We start from the raw sequence: 15,581 nt of genomic DNA, 5'->3' as shown, positions 1-15,581 counted from the left end.
ACGGACGAGTGAGCCCGCGTTCCCGCGCCCTCCCGGGAGTAGCGCGGAACACGCCGGGACTCACCGCATGCCGAAGCCCCGGCCGCTCCGCTTGCGGCCGCGCCAGCAGCCGGTGTGCCAGTGCCGCCGGTCCTGCACCGTGCCGTAGTCCTCGGCTGGCCAAGCCACCACGTGACCGACCCCGGGTCTGATCTCGTGGTCGCATCCGGGGCATCTGTACATCTTCTGCGCCTGCGCGGCTGGAACGGTCCGTACGATCCAGTCACCGTCCGGTGCTGTTTCGGTACGCGCGAAACCGAAGCCGGAACCGAGCGGGCGCGGACCCGCGGACTCCGGCTTGCCAGGACGCTTGGGGCGGTTTCGACGAGGCACGTCGACAACGTTAACCGCCCTTCCACCGCCCGGAAAGCATCTCCCCGTCCGCAACGCCGGGTCACCGCTCGGGCAGCCGCGGCCAGACGTGCTCGGCCAGCCCACGGGCGAACTCGCAGGCCCGCAGACCGTCGGCTTCGGGCAGGAAGACCACCAGCATCGCCACTTCCACCTCCCCCGACCGCGGGGGGCCGAAGGGAATGTGCCCGGTCTCCGCCGAGCAGAGTCCCACTTTCGGGTCGTCGCCGACGATGTCCGTCACGGTCCGCCTGCCCGCGGTGCGCTCGGTCACCGAGGTGGCGTCCCTGCTGCGCGGCGGCTCGCCCGCCGTGTGGGTCAGTTCGACGCTGGGCACCCGGATGCTTCCCCCGCCCCAGGTGCACTTGTGCCGCGAGGGGGTGTCCCGGGGCTCGACCCGCTCCAGCCCGGGGACCCGGCGCACGGTTTCCGTGGACAGCAACTCGCACGGATCGGTGAGCGCCAGCGATCCCTCCGGGAAGCTCCGGTGCTCGACCTCGCGCTGCCGGATGGTCTCCGCGGCCGCACGTACTCCGGCCTCGGCGAGCGAGCACAGCCCCACCGAGCTCCGCCCGGACAGCGAGTCCGCGTCGACGCTCAACGCGACCCCGTCGGAGAAGAGGATCCGCCACGTGCAGTGCTCGGGAACCGGGGCCTCGCGGACCAGCCGCAGCCCACCGCTGCGCCGCACGGGATTGCCCGAGGTCAATTGCTCCGGGTCCACGTAGCGCAGCCGTCCGACCGCCAGCTGGACCAGCTGGTCCGGCTCGGGGCGCACGTGCAGCAGGCAGTAGTCGAGCGAGACGGTCCCGGCGCGGCTGACCGCACCGAACCGGTTCAACCGCTCCGGGCCCACGAGGCCGCACGGGTCGACGGTGCGCGGGTTCCCGAGCACTTCGCTGGACAGCGTGCCCTTCCGATCGCCGGAGTCGGAGCCGGTCGGTGGGGAGGCCACGCACCCGGCGAGCCCCGTCAGCACGACGAGCAGCACCGCGAGCCCGGTGAGCGAACAGCGCGACGGCACGACGATCAGCCTACCTCCGGCACCGCTCCTCCCACCCCCGCGCACGAGGGCACGGGGGTGAATTCCTCCGATCGGCTCACTCGTCGAAGTCGCGCTCGACCAGTTCGGTGATCCGCTGCACCGCGGTTTCGGCGTCCGGACCCGTCGCCCGCAGACCGATCCGGTCCCCCTTGCGCGCCCCGAGTCCCATGACGCCGAGCACGCTGCGCGCGTCGGCCGTGCTCTCCCCGGAGGAAACGGTCACGGCTGCCTCGAGCCCGGTCAGCGAACGCGCGAGCAGCGCCGCGGGCCTGGCGTGCAGCCCCACCTCGTTCTCCAGGGTCAGCTCGCGTTCCACTCTGGTCGCCACGGAGGCACCCTCCGCGGCGGAGGTCGCCGCGGCCTGCTCGGACTGCTCCGCGCCGCCCGCCCCCGCGGCCTGCTCGGCCGCTCTGGCCACGGCTTCGAGATCGTCCCCGTTCTGGGCGGCGACGGCGGCCGCTACCGCTCCCTCGACCAGCGGGGCGTCGACCACCAGCGCCGTGTTGGGCTCGGCCAGGGACTCCACGGCCAGCTCCGCCGTCATCCGGGCACTGCCCAGGTCGTAGAGCAGCACGACTCCGGAGCCCGTCTCCGCCGCTGCCAGCGCCGCCGAGGTGGCCTCGAAGTCCGTTCCCACACCCCCGTCCGAGGTACCCCCGGCCGTGTTAACCCGAACCTGCGGAGCCATCTGTCCGACGAGCTCGACGACCCCGTCGGACAGCGCTCCGCTGTGGGAAACGACCACCAAACCGACTCGCATCACTCGACTCCCGTCACATCGGCGAAGGCGTTCAACAACAGCACCACGGAGCGGGCTCCCGGATCCAGGTGCCCCGCGCTGCGGTCGCCCAGGTACGAGGCCCGTCCCTTCTTGGCGATCAACGAGACCGTCGTTCGCGCACCGGTCTCGGCCGCCTCCGCCGCCGCGCGCAGCACGGCCCCCGGATCTGATCCGCCGGTCGCGCTCGCCGCCTCGGCCGCTTCGGCCGCGGGAGCCAGCGCGTCCACCATCGTCTTGTCCTCGCGCTCGGCCTTCCCGCGTGCGGTCACCCCGTCCAGGGCCGCGCGCAGCGCCCCGGCCACCGCGGGGCCGTCCAGGCTCTCGGCCTCCCCCACGGCCGTGGAGGCGCGGAGGAAGGCCGTGCCGAACAGCGGACCGGAGGCCCCGCCTACCGAGGAGATCAGGCTGGTGGCCACCGACTTCAGCGCCGCCGCCGGGCTCTCCGGCGCGGTGAGTTCGAGCTGGTTCCGAACGGCGAGGAACCCCCGCTCCATGTTCTCCCCGTGATCGCCGTCGCCGATCGCCCTGTCCAGTTCCACCAGTTCGTCGCGGTGCTCGGAGATCGAGTCCGCCGCGCTGCGCATCGCCGCCACTACGTGCTGCGTCGTACAGGACATGTGGTCCTTACCAATCTTTCAACGACCTTCCGGAATGGTCCACTGTGGCCGGAGTGCTCACCGGCGCGACGACCGGGACCCCGCCGGGGCGCTCCGGGCGAGCCGCCCGGACCGGGGCGGGGATTCCCAAGCCGCGTGAGCGGTGCCGGGATCACCAGGTCAGCGCCGGGGTTCGCACCGGCGCGTCCCACAAGTTCCTGAGCTCGTCGTCCAGTTTCAGCAGCGTCAGGCTCATCCCCTGCATCTCGAGACTGGTGATGTACGGCCCGACCAGCCTGCGGGTGACGCGCACCCCGCGATCGGCGAGCAGCCGCTCCGCTATGCCGTGGGCCAGGTACAGCTCGGTCCCGGGGGTACCGCCCATCGAGTTGGTGAACAGCAGCACCTCGTCCCCCTCCCGGAAGGGCAGGTCCTCCAGCACGGGGTCCAGCAGGCGGCGCACCACGCGATCGGCCGATTCCAGTTCCACCCGCTCCCTGCCCGGCTCGCCGTGGATGCCGATACCGATCTCCATCTCGTAGTCGGCGAGGGTGAAGCTCGGCTCCCCGACGTGCGGAACGGTCGGGGCGGTCAGCGCCATCCCCATCGAGCGGACGTTGGCGCTGACCCGCTCGGCGAGCTCGTGGCAGGTGGCGAGGTCGTCACCGCGTTCGGCGGCAGCACCCACGATCTTCTCCAGCAGGACCGTTCCGCCCACGCCCCTGCGACCGGCCGTGTTCGTCGAGTCCTGGACCGCCACGTCGTCCTGCACCACCACGGTGCGGGTCCCGACACCGGACGCCTCGGCGAGCTCGGCGGCGGTTTCGAAGTTCAGGACGTCTCCGGTGTAGTTCTTGACCACCAGCAGCGTTCCCGCCCCCGAGTCCGCCTTCCCGACAGCGGCCTGGACGGCGTCCGGAGTGGGCGAGGTGAACACCGGCCCCGGGACCGCGGCGTCCAGCATCCCCGGACCGACGAACCCCACGTGCAGCGGTTCGTGCCCCGAGCCCCCTCCCGACACGACGGCCACCTTGTCCGTCACCGGAGCGTCGGAGCGGGCCACGAAAGCCGGATCGGTCTGCACTCGGAGCTCTTCCGGATGGGCGGCGGCCATCCCGCGGAGCGCGTCGACCACGATGTCGGCGGGAGCATTGATGATCTTCTTCACACAGGCCTCCTCAACGGCACGTGCCACGGCCTCGGCTGAGCCGAACCGAAGGAATCCGAGTCGGGTTCCGATCCGCGCGGATTCCCGCGGAAAGCGTTTCAGCGCGACGACTCCGCACGAAACCGTCCGCGCCGATGTGGCCACCATACGGCGGATCACCGACGTCGTCGCCTCAAGCCGACCACTCCGGACGGCGTGGTTGCCCCGGTTCGGGGGCGACCGAGCGAACCGAGCCGTCGACCGCGTCCCCGGAAGGCCCGGTTCAGCGCCCGCGCACCAACCGCATCAGCGCGACGAGCCGGCGAACCGTCCGCCCGGAGCGCCCGAAGCTCATCGGATTGAGCGGCATGGGGAACCTGGTGCGCGTCACGGCCTGGGCCCTGGTGAACTCGCGCAGCCCGTCCGCCCCGTGGATTCGCCCGAACCCGGAGTCGCCCACCCCGCCGAACGGGAGGGCGGGCACGGCCGCGAAGGAGATCACCGAGTTCACCGCGACCATCCCGCTGCGCATCCTCCTGGCGAGCTCGGTGCCGCGGGCCCGGGAGAACACCGTCCCGCCCAGGCCGTAACTGCCCGCGTTGGCGCGCTCGATCCCCTCGTCCGCCGTGCGCACCCTGTTGATCACGATCGTGGGGCCGAAGGTCTCCTCGGTCACCGCGGCGGAGTCCTCGGGAACGTCGGTGAGCACCACCGGATCGACGTAGGGAGGCCGGACCGAGTCCTCGCCGCCGACCACGGCCGTGCCACCGCGCCGCGTCCCTTCCGCGATATGCTCGCGGATCACGTCGACCTGCGAGCTCATCGTGATGGGCCCCAGGTCGGCCGTGGACTGCCCACCGGGGCGCAGCTTCTCCACGCGATCCGCGACGAGCCGGACGAACCTGTCGGCCACCGAGTCGACCACGTAGACGCGCTCCACCCCGATGCAGGTCTGCCCCGCGTTGGAGATCGCGCCCCATGCGGCGGCCTCGGCGGCCGCGTGCAGATCGGCGTCCGAGTCGACGACCAGGGCGTCCTTGCCGCCGCACTCCACCAGAACGGGGGTCAGCGACTCGGAGCAGGTCGCCATGACCCGCTTGCCCGTCTCGGTGGAGCCGGTGAAGGCGAGCTTATCCGCGCCCGCGCGGCACAGCGCCGCCCCGGTCTCACCGAAACCGGTGACGACCTGGAACAGCGGATGCTCCGGCACGACCTCGGCGAAGGTGCTCGCCAACCACTCGCCGACTCCCGGGGTGAGCTCACTCGGCTTGAACACCACCGCGTTGCCCGCGGCCAGTGCGTAGGCTACGGACCCCATCGGGGTGAAGGCCGGATAGTTCCACGGCCCGATGACCCCGACCACCCCGAAGGGGCGGTACTCCACCGTGGCGGCCTGGTTGGCCATGAGCACCCCTGGCGAGACCCTGCGCCTGCCGAGCACCTTGGGTGCGTTGGCCGCCGCCCAGTGCAGGTGGTCGACGACCAGCACCAGCTCCAGCCGCGCGTCGTCCAGTGGTTTGCCGGTCTCGGCCGAGATCAGCTCCGCGGCTTCGTCCAAGCGCGCGACCAGCAGCCTGCGCCAGGCGTCCAACCGCCGTTTCCGCCCCGCGAAGCCGAGCTCCTCCCACCACCGCTGACCGCTCCGCGCGGTCTCGACCGCGCGCCGGACCGCGCCGTGCTCGTGAATCGGGTGCGTACCGACTGCCTCACCCGTTCTCGGGTCGAGCGATTCGAAGCGGCCCGCTTCGGCCGACTCCTCCGAGAGCACCGTCCCGGGGTTCTCCGCGGCGCTGCCACGAGCGGTCTGGGTCATGCTGGCCTCCCCACCGGATCCTGTATCGCCGGGCCGCGCGTCATCGGCGCCCCGGGTGCGCGACGCTCACACGTCCCATCCGTGGGAACAACGAGCCGTTCGGCCCGCGGTTGCGCGCGGACGCGCTCCCGGAGCACGCCGGCGGGGCGACCGGTCGGGCCGGCGGCGCGCGACCCGAGTCCTCCGGGAATCGGCTGCTCGTCCGGGAACCCGCTCCGCGGCGGGTTCCCGGACTGGACGCGGAGCTCCGCCGGTTCAGGAGCCCGACGTCTCCGAGTCCGCGGGCAGGACGATCGGCCGCAGCCGGGCCCAGAGCGCGAACGCGCCCGCGAAGACGAGCATGCCCAGACCGCTCCAGAGGTTGATGTTGATCCCGGCGGCCTGGCTGATCTCCTCCTCACTCGTTCCCAGCAGCCCCATCAGCGTGCAGATCGCCCCGTACAGGACGAACAGGGCCGCTATGACCAGTCGGATGTCGAAGGCCCCCGCACGCTGTCCCTGCTGGGTACCGGAGCCGTTTTCCTCGCTCATGATTGCCTCCCGACGTGGTGAGCGCGGTTACCCGAAAACGATGTTGAGGACGACGATCAGGACCAGGACTATGCCCGCGAGCACACCGGGCCTGCGATACCAACCCGCGTCCTCGCCGGTGGTGGACGCCGTCCGGTCCTCCTTCGGTGTCAGCCCGTAGACCAGGCCGGTCAGCTCGGCAGCGGGTTTCGGGGTGGTGACCATGCTGACGGCCACGCTGACCACGATGTCGACCACGAACGCGGCGCCCGCGCCGACGAAGCTCGCCCCCTGACCGGGAAGCTCCAGCACCCCGGTCTCGGCCAGCAGGAAGACGCTCATCGAGGCGCCGGTACCCAGCACCAGACCGAGCCACCCCGCCGTGGGAGTCATGCGCTTCCAGAACATACCGAGGATGAACGTGGCGAACAGCGGAGCGTTGAACAACGAGAAGAGCTGCTGCAGGTAGTCCATCAGGTTCGAGTACCCGGAGGCGATGAACGCGGTCCCGACCGCGGCCACCGTCGCCCCGACGGTCACCCAGCGCCCCATGTTCAGGTAGTAGCCGTCCGGACGGTTCCGGACCACGTAGGCCTGCCAGATGTCGTAGGTGAACACCGTGTTGAACGAGCTCAGGTTGGCCGCCATCCCGGCCATGAAGGAGGCGAGCAGCCCGGCCAGCGCGACACCGAGGATCCCGTTCGGCAGCAGGTCCCGCATCAGCAGCAGGATCGCGTCGTTGTAGTCGACGTTTCCCTCACCCTGCTGCTTGAACACCACCATGTCCTGCACCGACACGGCGGCGATCATGCCCGGAACGATCACCAGGAACGGGATCAGCATCTTCGGGAACGCCCCGATGATCGGCGTTCGCTGGGCCGCGGACATGCTCTTGGAGGCCATCGCGCGCTGGACCTCGACGAAGTTGGTCGTCCAGTACCCGAAGGCGAGCACGAAGCCGAGCCCGAACACGATTCCCAGCACGGACAGGAAGTTGCTGCCGAAGCCGGTCAGCTCGTTGCCCGGCCACGCGGAGAGCTGATGGGCGCCGGCCTGGGCCGAGACCTTGTCCACCAGTCCCTGCCAGCCACCGACCTTGGCCAGACCGACGATGGTCAGCGGCAGCAGGGCGGCCACGATCACGAAGAACTGCAGCACCTCGTTGTAGATGGCCGCGGACAGTCCACCGAGGCCGGTGTAGCTGAGCACGATCACCGCGGCCATCAGCACCGAGACCCAGAGGGGCCAGCCGAGCAGCACGTTGACGATGCTCGCCAGCAGGAAGAGGTTCACTCCCGCGATCAGCAGCTGCGCCAGGGCGAAGCTTATGGCGTTGACCAGGTGCGCCGGTTTCCCGAAGCGACGCAGCATGAACTCGGGAACGCTGCGCACCTTGGAACCGTAGTAGAACGGCATCATCACCACGCCGAGGAACAGCATGGCGGGAATGGCGCCGATCCAGAAGTAGTGCATGGTCGGCATGCCGTACTGGGCGCCGTTGGCGGACATCCCGATGATCTCGATGGCACCGAGATTGGCCGCCACGAACGCGAGCCCGGTCACCCAGGCCGGCAGGGAGCGCCCCGACAGGAAGAAGTCGAGACTGCTCGAGACCGAGCGCCGCGCGAGGTAACCGATTCCCAGCACGAACAAGAAGTAGAGCGCGAGCAGCAGATAATCGACCGGTCCCGCGTCCAGTCGAAGCTGCTCCTGGGCTAACGCATGCACGTCGCCCCACCTCCAAAATCAACAACGTCAAACGGTAATCACCAGTTGTAAAAACAGGCGAACAATACCGCACAGTGGGGACGGTCACAGAGAGGGTGATACCAATTCGTTGATTTCGGAGGCCGGTGCGGATCTTTCGTGCTCGCCGAGTGATCGTGTGAATTCACTTCGTGCCGAATTGCGGCACGAATTCGACACGCTTTCCCACCTCCTCCACCCCCGGTGAGCTCGCCGAACAGCACCACCCTGCCGCCCCCGTTCCAGTGAGCATCGCGTCGTCACGAACGAAAGTGATCACTCGGAGTAACGAAACGCAGCGACACAACCGCTGAACGAGCCTCTTTCGGGGCGACCTGTTAGCCCGAGCGGTGTAGTGATTAGCTCACTTCTATCGCCGATCGGCCGTGCACGCATAGCATCGTTCCGAACACAGGAGGTGATGGCATGGGGATCGCGGAGATGCTCACACTGCTCGCCGTGACACTGGTCCTCGGCCCGTGGCTGCTGCTGCGCTGGCTGAGCGAACCGCCGCGCAACGGTGTTCCACACGGTTGAGCGACCCGTTCCCACCTCGAAGTCCGAGCCCGCCCGGCCACGGCCCCGTCCGGCGACGACCCAGTTGCACGCCGACGGCCCCGTCGTCCGGCGCGGGCCTGTCGTGAAGGAGTGAGATCGTGACGGCCCCTCCGATCCCCCGGTCGGATTCGCCCCGCAAGCCCGCCCCCAGGACACTCGGCTACGTGCTCGCTTTCCGGGGCGAACTGCCGACGTGGACGGGCACGCGGGGCGGACATCGTTCCGCGGTCTCGCCCGGACCCCCCGTTGCGCAGTGGACTCCGCCCGATCCGCCGCTGCTCGCCCGCGTGCTGGACGGACTGCGCCGCTCCCGGGACGAGAGCGCCGCTCTCCGGTGCGCGGGCACCGGAGCGGCGTAGAGCCTCGATCAGAACAGCCGGTACTCGTCCGGGTCGATCCCACGCAGCTGCTCGTAGTTCAGCGTCACGCAGCGGATGCCGCGGTCCTCCGCCAGAGTGCGTGCTTGCTGCTTGATCTGCTGGGCGGCGAAGACCCCGCTGACGGGCGCGAGCAGCGGATCGCGGTTGAGCAGCTCCAGATAGCGGGTCAGCTGCTCGACACCGTCGATCTCGCCGCGTCGTTTGATCTCGACCGCGACGTTGCCCCCGCTGGAGTCCCGGCACATCAGATCCACGGGACCGATCGGAGTGGGGTACTCCCGCCGCACCAGCGTCCAGCCCTCACCGAGCGTGCTGACGTGCTCGGCCAACAGCTGCTGCAGATGCGACTCGACCCCGTCCTTGACCAGCCCGGGTTCCGAGCCCAACTCGTAGTTGGAGTCGTGCAGGATCTCCTTGACGGCGATGACCAGTTTCTCGCCCGCCTTGTTCTGCACCGTCCACACGTCGGGGTCCTCGATCAACCAGCACGGTGGACTCATCCAGTTCAACGGCTTGTAGGCCCTGTCGTCCGAGTGCACGGAGACGGAGCCGTCGGCCTTGATCAACAGAAGTCTGGTGGCCAACGGCAGATGGGCGTTCAGCCTGCCGATGTAGTCAACCTTGCAGGTAGCGATTACAAGACGCACTCGACAGAGCGTAAGGGTAAGCCCCACCAACATCGACAACCGCCTGCCGCGAGTGTCGAGACCGCCCTGCGGTAGGCACTCTCCCGGCAGGTCTTCAGGCCGAGCGACCCCGCGGAGAACAGCGGGTTGTACCCTGCGACTCCGAGGAGAGCCCCCACGCGGCTCAGCTCGACGACGCCCCGCCCCGGAGAGGCCCGAACACATGTGGACGGCAAGCAGCAGGCAGGTCTACGCGAATCCGTGGATGACGGTGCGTGAGGACGAGGTCCGGCGGGCGGACGGCTCGGACGGGATCTACGGGGTGGTCGACAAACCCGACTACGCGCTGATCATCCCGCTGGAGCGGCACCCCGACGGCGCGAACGGCCGACGGGAAGGGCTCTGGCTCGTCGAGCAGTACCGCTACCCGCTGGGAATGCGCCGATGGGAGTTCCCCCAGGGAACGGCCCCGGGTCTCGCCACCGCGGAACCCGCCGGGCTCGCGGAGCGGGAGCTCCGCGAGGAGACCGGGCTGCGCGCCGAGCGGATGACCGAGCTCGGGACGCTGGACGTGGCTGCCGGAATGTCCAGCCAGCGGGGCAGGGCCTTCCTCGCTACCGAACTCACCCGCGGGGCGCACGAACGGGAGCTCGAGGAGCAGGACATGCGCGCGGCCCTGTTCGACCGCGCCGAGGTCGAGGGCATGATCGCCGAGGGCGAGGTGACCGACGCCCAGTCGATCGCCGCCTACACCCTGCTGCTGCTGCACGAACGCGGCGCCGGGACGAACGACTCCTGACCCCGGGGCGGCATATCACGACAGCCCCCACCCGTTTTCCGCGAAAAGCGCCCTCACGACTTCGTGGCCGGTGAAAGTACCCTGCGGACGTGCCCGATCAGCTCGTTCCGTTCCTGCTGCTGACCGTTCTGATCACGATAACTCCCGGTGCCGACATGGCCCTCGGGATCCGCAACAGCCTGCGCGGCGGTTCCGCCGCGTGCTGGTGGACCGGACTCGGGTGCTGCACCGGACTCGTCGTCCACGCGGTCGTCTCGGTCGCGGGCCTGTCCGCGCTGCTGGCCGCCTCGGCGACCGCCTACACCGTGCTCAAGGTGGTCGGAGCCTGCTATCTGATCTGGCTCGGCGTCCGCAGCCTGATCTCCACGCTGCGCGGCGGGCGCGGAACCATCGGCGCGGATGCCGACCGCGGCTGCTCGACGACGGCCGACGAACCGAAACTCGCCCTGTCCACCGCGTACCGCCAGGGACTGATCAGCAACCTGCTGAACCCCAAGATCGTCGTGCTCTTCCTGACCCTGCTGCCGCAGTTCGTCGGAAACGACGAGCCGCACACGATCACCTCGCTGCAGCTGGCCCTGGTCTTCGTGGTGACGGGACTGCTCTGGTGGAGGGTCCTCTCCTGGCTGCTCGCCGGTCTGCAGGGACTGCTGAGCAGGAAGAAGGTCCGCTCGGCCCTGGAGAGCATCACCGGTGCGGTGCTGATCGCGCTGGGGCTGCGGGTCGCCCTCGGGGCCTGGAGGACGGCGGTTCGGTGATCTCCGGTGCGCGAGTCGGACGCGTCGCGAAGCCGGGTCGGCCGTCGTGGGGAGCGCTGCTGCGGAGCGGACCGACGGCGCAGGACGCCGACTTCCTCCTCGAGGCATCGACCACCCACGACGGCCGAGCAACTGAACTCCTACCGGGAGCGGAGGCCGAGCACCACGAGGGGGACGGCCCCGACCACCACCACGACCTCGGCAACCCCCGCCAACAGCTGCGGAACCCCCGTGGCCACTTCGTGCGAGCCGAACAGTCCGACCGTGACTGCCAGCACGAAGGCGATCAGCGTCAGCACACCGAACCCGATGGCTCCCGCGGCGGGCAGCCAGTGCTTCCAGCCGAGCAGCACCAGGGCCAACACCAGGCCGGCCACCGCGTTGAGCAGGAACAGCGGCCCTATCACGGCCACTTCGCTCACACCCTGCGCCCACAGTTCGAAGTGGACAACAGCCGACATGAGCAACCCCGCCGTCACCAACGCTCGGAGCAGCTCCGCGACGGTGTGACTCGGGCCGTTCGAAAAGCTCGTAACCATCCGTACTCCAACGCTCGACTGATCCGGCACCGCTGAAGGGCGGTGCTTTTTTCGAGGGCGTGCTGGGCGTTCGCACCCCCGTGCCGGTATTGTCCGGATCGGAACGGATCGCAGCGAGTCATCAGCGGAGGGAACATGGACGTCGAACGGTCGACCACGCGACGTCGCGCGCTGGCCGTGGGCGGGGCGTGCGCGGGCCTCGTCGCATCGGCCGGGTGTTCCGGCGACTCCTACCAGGGGTCCTCGCTCACCTCCACCGAGCAGCCCGACTCGTCGGGAGGGCGGGCCCCCGAGTCCGGAAAGCAGCTCGCCCGCGTGGACGAGGTGCCGGTGGGCGGTTCACTGATCGTCGACGGCCCGGAGGAGAAGATCGCGCTCTCCCGTCCGCAGGAGGGCGAGGTGACCGCGCACAGCGCCGTGTGCACGCACATGGGGTGCACTGTCGAGGCCGCCGGGGAGCAGTTGCGCTGCCCCTGCCACGGCTCGGTCTTCGAATCCGCCTCCGGAGAGGTCGTCAGCGGTCCGGCCCGGGATCCGCTGCCTTCCGTTCCGGTGCGCACCGAAGCGGGCGACGTCCTGACCGGTGAGGCCTGACGGAGCTGCTCGGCGACTCGCTCCGGCGCCGAGGAGGCGACGCTCCTCGACAGCGCCCGTCCTCGACAGCGCCCGTCCTCGGCAGCGCCCGTCCTCGGCAGCGCCGCGCCCCGGGCGGGAGGCCGCGGCGTTCGCAGGCAACGTTCCGCGCGAAACCGGGGCCCGACGGAACTGCCCTGGGCGGCCGCCGCTCCGGTGAGCGGGGCCGCCGGGCCTAGCTACGTGGACGGAGTCGACGGCGCGCCGTCAGACCCCGAACTCACCGTTGCGGACTCCGTCGGCGAAGGCCGCCATCTCGGCGTGGGTGAACTCGAGCACCAGGCCGTGCGGATCCCGGGAGTTCCGCACGCCGTACGTATCGCCTATCCGTGCGACTTCCACGCACTCCGTACCCTCGACGCTCGACGCGCTCGCCTTGTGAAACGTCACCTGCGACCAATCTATGGGCATAATCCACTCCTAACGGGTCGAGCGGACGAAACTCCGGATACACCGTCGGAAGTTTCTCCGGTCACGGGCTCTCACCGAGGTTCTCCGGCCCGGGGCGACGGGCCGACCCGCCCCGGTGCCGCAACACCGGAGACACCGCTCGCGCCCCGTCCCGCGCCGAGAACCCCAATCAGTCGATGGGGAACTTCGTGGCTCCCATGCTCTCGAGATCGCGCATGATCTCGGGCGTGTGCTCGGCCACGGCCGCCGTCGCGCGGGTCGCTGCCCGCACGTGGCCGAGGCCGGGGTACAACCTGCTGAACCTGCCCTCCTCGAGCATCCGGGTCACCTGGTCCCAAGGAGCGTCGTCGTCCTCGGAGGTGTGATCCCACGAACCCCCACACCGTAGACAGTCGATCCGGAACACCCAATGATCGGGTTCACCGGAGAAATCGCCCACCCAGCGCAGTCGTTCACGCGGATGCGCGCACTCGGTCGGGGCCGAGCGGACCACAGCCGGGCCGTCGAGCTCTCCCTGCGGAGTCTGCGCACCGTGCTCCATCACTCCACGAACTCCCGTAGCGACGCCGCCAACCACATCAAGATCATCGACCGCTCGCGCGCGGTCACTTGACGTGCACGGTCGACTACCACACGTACGTGTGCATCGGGGTGAAGCGGGGTTGATCACGACGCTCCCGGCGCCGAAACGCCCACCAGCGCACCGGGCAACGCCGCGCGAACAAGGCCGCCGACCGCCTCAGTCGGAGACCCGCTCGATCTCGGCTCCCAGACCGCGCAGCTGCTCGACGAACTCGGGATAACCGCGGTCGATGTGGAAGACGTCCCACACCTCGGTGACGCCGTCCGCGCACAGCCCGGCGAGCACCAGCCCGACCCCGGCGCGGATGTCCGAGGCCCACACCGGCGCGCTCGACAACCGTTCCTGACCGCGCACCACGGCGTGATGCCCGTCGGTGCGGGCGTCGGCCCCCATGCGCACCAGCTCCTCGATGAAGCGGAACCGCGACTCGAAGAGGTTCTCGGTGATCATGGAGGTGCCGTCGGCCACGGCCGACAGCGCCAGCGCCATGGGCTGGAGGTCCGTCGGGAATCCCGGGAAGGGCAGCGTGACGTAGTCGACCGCGCTGGGGCGCGAGTTCATCACCACGCGAAAGCTCTCGTCCGAGGAGGTGATCTCGGCGCCCGCGCCGCGCAGCTTCTCCAGCACGAGGTTGACGTTGTTCGGGTCGACCCCGTGCACCGTTACGTCACCACGCGTGGCCGCGGCGGCGAAAGCCCAGGTCGCCGCGACGATGCGGTCGCCGATGACCTGGTGCTGCACCGGCTTCAGCGACGTGACGCCGTGCACGGTCAACGTGGAGGTGCCCGCGCCCTCGATCTTGGCGCCCATCTGCTGCAGCATCACGCACAGGTCGACTATCTCGGGCTCGCGCGCGGCGTTGTCGATCACCGTGGTGCCGTCGGCCAGCACCGAGGCCATCAGGATGTTCTCCGTGGCGCCGACGCTGGGGAAATCCAGCCAGATCTGGGCCCCGTGCAGGTTCTCCGCCTCGGCGACCACGGCGCCGTGCTCGATGTGGCTGTCCGCACCGAGTTGGCGGAGTCCGCTCTGGTGCATGTCCAGCGGACGGGAACCGATGGCGTCACCACCGGGCAGAGTGACCACGGCACGCCGGCAGCGCGCCACCAGCGGACCGAGCACGCACACCGAGGCGCGGAGCCTGCTCATGTACACCGAGACGGCCTCGTGGCTGATCTCGGGAGGTGTCGTGACCGTGGTGGTCGCCCCCTCGATCTCGACGGAGCAGCCGAGGCTGCGCAGCACGTCGGCCATCAGCGGAACGTCCAGGATCTCCGGGCAGTTCGTGATGGTCGTGGTGCCTTCGGCCAGCAGGGAAGCAGCCATCAGCTTCAGCACGCTGTTCTTCGCGCCGACCACGCCGACCTCGCCGACGAGGCGGGCTCCGCCGTGTACCCGGAAATGCTCACTCACGGGCAGCCAGGTTACGGCCGCGGCGCGCTTGACATCCGAGTGGGTGGCGTTAGGGAAACGTCCGATTCTGGAGGGTAACGACTCCCGCCACCGGACAACGCCTCCTCCGCGCGATCCCGCGGCGAACTCGAGCTCGCACCTGTGCTCGCCGTCACGGCGCGGACGGGGAGCGTGGGGTCACCGCCTAGGCTTGTGCCCATGAGCGTGCATCTGACCAAGATCTACACCCGCACCGGCGACTCGGGGACCACTCGGCTCTCGGACAACTCGGTGGTGCACAAGTCCGACGCCAGGATCAGCGCCTACGCCGACGTCGACGAGACGAACTCGGTGATCGGAGTGGCCCTGGCCACGGCCACGTTCGACGCGGATGTCCACGACGTGCTGCGCTCCGTGCAGAACGATCTGTTCGACGTCGGCGCCGACCTGGCCACTCCCGTGGTCGAAGCCCCGGAGTACCCCCCGCTGAGGGTGACGGCCGACTACGTCGAACAGCTGGAGAAGTGGTGCGACGAGCACAACGAGCGCCTCGGGAAGCTGAACTCGTTCATCCTCCCCGGCGGCACCCCTGGAGGAGCCCTGCTGCACCAGGCGCGCTGCGTGGCGCGGCGAGCCGAGCGCTGCGCGTGGACCCTGATCGCGCAGGAGCCCGACAACACCAACGAGCTCCCGGCCAAGTACCTCAACCGGCTGTCCGATCTGCTGTTCGTCCTCGCGCGCACGGCCAACCCGAACGGGGACGTGCTGTGGCGCCCCGGCGGGGACCGGTGAACGCCTCCCGGCAGTTCTCGCGGGACTCGCCCCGGCGCCCCGGACCGCCTCGTGCGGCGGGCCCGACCACCCGCTCGTGAGG

Annotated in this window: 18 protein-coding genes; 5 read left to right on the top strand and 13 right to left on the bottom strand. The window is 69.7% G+C overall.

Annotation, left to right across the window (positions count from 1 at the left end; translation table 11 throughout):
• Window positions 1-60 precede the first annotated feature (60 nt).
• From G9Q41_RS17155 to G9Q41_RS17120, 8 genes are all read right to left on the bottom strand, one after another.
• Complete coding sequence (locus G9Q41_RS17155; protein ID WP_092523620.1) at window positions 61-372, bottom strand: hypothetical protein; 312 nt, start codon at window positions 370-372, stop codon at window positions 61-63.
• A 61-nt stretch (window positions 373-433) separates the two neighbouring features.
• Window positions 434-1,414 carry a DUF3558 domain-containing protein gene (locus G9Q41_RS17150; RefSeq protein WP_165633451.1) on the bottom strand — a complete coding sequence of 327 codons (981 nt, stop codon included), beginning with the start codon at window positions 1,412-1,414 and terminating at the stop codon, window positions 434-436.
• A gap of 76 nt (window positions 1,415-1,490) precedes the next feature.
• Window positions 1,491-2,195, bottom strand: a complete 705-nt coding sequence (gene dhaM, locus G9Q41_RS17145; protein WP_207631348.1) for a dihydroxyacetone kinase phosphoryl donor subunit DhaM — start codon at window positions 2,193-2,195, stop codon at window positions 1,491-1,493.
• Window positions 2,195-2,833: a dihydroxyacetone kinase subunit DhaL gene (dhaL, locus tag G9Q41_RS17140; RefSeq protein ID WP_165633453.1), complete on the bottom strand. Its 639-nt coding sequence runs from the start codon at window positions 2,831-2,833 to the stop codon at window positions 2,195-2,197. The genes dhaM and dhaL overlap by 1 nt, the downstream gene beginning before the upstream one ends.
• A 151-nt stretch (window positions 2,834-2,984) precedes the next feature.
• Window positions 2,985-3,980 carry a dihydroxyacetone kinase subunit DhaK gene (dhaK, locus tag G9Q41_RS17135; protein ID WP_165633454.1) on the bottom strand — a complete coding sequence of 332 codons (996 nt, stop codon included), beginning with the start codon at window positions 3,978-3,980 and terminating at the stop codon, window positions 2,985-2,987.
• Between the two features lie 262 nt (window positions 3,981-4,242).
• The gene (locus G9Q41_RS17130) at window positions 4,243-5,772 is read right to left on the bottom strand and encodes an aldehyde dehydrogenase family protein (RefSeq protein WP_165633455.1); all 1,530 of its coding nucleotides are present in this window, start codon (window positions 5,770-5,772) and stop codon (window positions 4,243-4,245) included.
• A gap of 255 nt (window positions 5,773-6,027) precedes the next feature.
• On the bottom strand, window positions 6,028-6,303 hold the full coding sequence (locus G9Q41_RS17125) for a hypothetical protein (protein ID WP_092523630.1): 276 nt from the start codon (window positions 6,301-6,303) through the stop codon (window positions 6,028-6,030).
• A 27-nt stretch (window positions 6,304-6,330) separates the two neighbouring features.
• On the bottom strand, window positions 6,331-8,010 hold the full coding sequence (locus G9Q41_RS17120; protein WP_165633456.1) for a sodium:solute symporter family protein: 1,680 nt from the start codon (window positions 8,008-8,010) through the stop codon (window positions 6,331-6,333).
• Between the two features lie 674 nt (window positions 8,011-8,684).
• Here G9Q41_RS17120 and G9Q41_RS17115 point away from each other — a divergent pair.
• Complete coding sequence (locus G9Q41_RS17115) at window positions 8,685-8,945, top strand: hypothetical protein (RefSeq protein ID WP_165633457.1); 261 nt, start codon at window positions 8,685-8,687, stop codon at window positions 8,943-8,945.
• Between the two features lie 8 nt (window positions 8,946-8,953).
• Here G9Q41_RS17115 and nucS read toward each other — a convergent pair whose 3' ends face one another.
• On the bottom strand, window positions 8,954-9,613 hold the full coding sequence (nucS, locus tag G9Q41_RS17110) for an endonuclease NucS (RefSeq protein WP_165633458.1): 660 nt from the start codon (window positions 9,611-9,613) through the stop codon (window positions 8,954-8,956).
• Window positions 9,614-9,815: 202 nt separating this feature from the next.
• On the opposite strand from nucS, the gene G9Q41_RS17105 reads away from it, so the two are divergent.
• On the top strand, window positions 9,816-10,391 hold the full coding sequence (locus G9Q41_RS17105) for an NUDIX hydrolase (RefSeq protein WP_165633459.1): 576 nt from the start codon (window positions 9,816-9,818) through the stop codon (window positions 10,389-10,391).
• Between the two features lie 89 nt (window positions 10,392-10,480).
• Complete coding sequence (locus G9Q41_RS17100; RefSeq protein WP_165633460.1) at window positions 10,481-11,149, top strand: LysE family translocator; 669 nt, start codon at window positions 10,481-10,483, stop codon at window positions 11,147-11,149.
• Between the two features lie 140 nt (window positions 11,150-11,289).
• Here the strand turns inward: G9Q41_RS17100 and G9Q41_RS17095 are convergent, their stop codons facing one another.
• The gene (locus G9Q41_RS17095) at window positions 11,290-11,688 is read right to left on the bottom strand and encodes a hypothetical protein (protein WP_165633461.1); all 399 of its coding nucleotides are present in this window, start codon (window positions 11,686-11,688) and stop codon (window positions 11,290-11,292) included.
• A gap of 135 nt (window positions 11,689-11,823) precedes the next feature.
• Here G9Q41_RS17095 and G9Q41_RS17090 point away from each other — a divergent pair, with 135 nt between their 5' ends.
• On the top strand, window positions 11,824-12,282 hold the full coding sequence (locus G9Q41_RS17090) for a Rieske (2Fe-2S) protein (RefSeq protein WP_165633462.1): 459 nt from the start codon (window positions 11,824-11,826) through the stop codon (window positions 12,280-12,282).
• 246 nt (window positions 12,283-12,528) lie between these two features.
• On the opposite strand, the gene G9Q41_RS17085 is transcribed toward G9Q41_RS17090, so the two are convergent.
• From G9Q41_RS17085 to murA, 3 genes are all read right to left on the bottom strand, one after another.
• Window positions 12,529-12,732, bottom strand: a complete 204-nt coding sequence (locus G9Q41_RS17085) for a DUF397 domain-containing protein (RefSeq protein WP_165633463.1) — start codon at window positions 12,730-12,732, stop codon at window positions 12,529-12,531.
• A gap of 169 nt (window positions 12,733-12,901) precedes the next feature.
• A complete protein-coding gene (locus G9Q41_RS17080; RefSeq protein ID WP_165633464.1) occupies window positions 12,902-13,276 on the bottom strand; it encodes a hypothetical protein in 375 nt (124 codons plus the stop codon).
• A gap of 195 nt (window positions 13,277-13,471) precedes the next feature.
• The gene (murA, locus tag G9Q41_RS17075) at window positions 13,472-14,728 is read right to left on the bottom strand and encodes a UDP-N-acetylglucosamine 1-carboxyvinyltransferase (RefSeq protein ID WP_092523651.1); all 1,257 of its coding nucleotides are present in this window, start codon (window positions 14,726-14,728) and stop codon (window positions 13,472-13,474) included.
• A gap of 198 nt (window positions 14,729-14,926) precedes the next feature.
• Between murA and G9Q41_RS17070 the strand changes: the two genes are divergently transcribed.
• Window positions 14,927-15,499, top strand: coding sequence for a cob(I)yrinic acid a,c-diamide adenosyltransferase (locus G9Q41_RS17070; protein WP_165633465.1), 573 nt, complete (start codon window positions 14,927-14,929; stop codon window positions 15,497-15,499).
• Window positions 15,500-15,581: the final 82 nt, after the last annotated feature.

The sequence above is a fragment of the Actinopolyspora sp. BKK2 genome (assembly GCF_011291845.1).
GTDB classification, from domain to species: domain Bacteria; phylum Actinomycetota; class Actinomycetes; order Mycobacteriales; family Pseudonocardiaceae; genus Actinopolyspora; species Actinopolyspora saharensis.
Note: the sequence above shows the minus strand (reverse complement) of the source record. Positions and strands in the feature narration are given on the sequence as shown.

Bases quoted from the DNA above. Each gene is read 5' to 3' on its own strand.
- G9Q41_RS17090 (WP_165633462.1), top strand. From the start codon at position 11,824: ATGGACGTCGAACGGTCGACCACGCGACGTCGCGCGCTGGCCGTGGGC.
- G9Q41_RS17130 (WP_165633455.1), bottom strand. From the start codon at position 5,772: ATGACCCAGACCGCTCGTGGCAGCGCCGCGGAGAACCCCGGGACGGTG.
- G9Q41_RS17125 (WP_092523630.1), bottom strand. From the start codon at position 6,303: ATGAGCGAGGAAAACGGCTCCGGTACCCAGCAGGGACAGCGTGCGGGG.
- G9Q41_RS17105 (WP_165633459.1), top strand. From the start codon at position 9,816: ATGTGGACGGCAAGCAGCAGGCAGGTCTACGCGAATCCGTGGATGACG.
- G9Q41_RS17085 (WP_165633463.1), bottom strand. From the start codon at position 12,732: ATGCCCATAGATTGGTCGCAGGTGACGTTTCACAAGGCGAGCGCGTCG.
- G9Q41_RS17095 (WP_165633461.1), bottom strand. From the start codon at position 11,688: ATGGTTACGAGCTTTTCGAACGGCCCGAGTCACACCGTCGCGGAGCTG.
- dhaL (WP_165633453.1), bottom strand. From the start codon at position 2,833: ATGTCCTGTACGACGCAGCACGTAGTGGCGGCGATGCGCAGCGCGGCG.
- dhaM (WP_207631348.1), bottom strand. From the start codon at position 2,195: ATGCGAGTCGGTTTGGTGGTCGTTTCCCACAGCGGAGCGCTGTCCGAC.
- G9Q41_RS17070 (WP_165633465.1), top strand. From the start codon at position 14,927: ATGAGCGTGCATCTGACCAAGATCTACACCCGCACCGGCGACTCGGGG.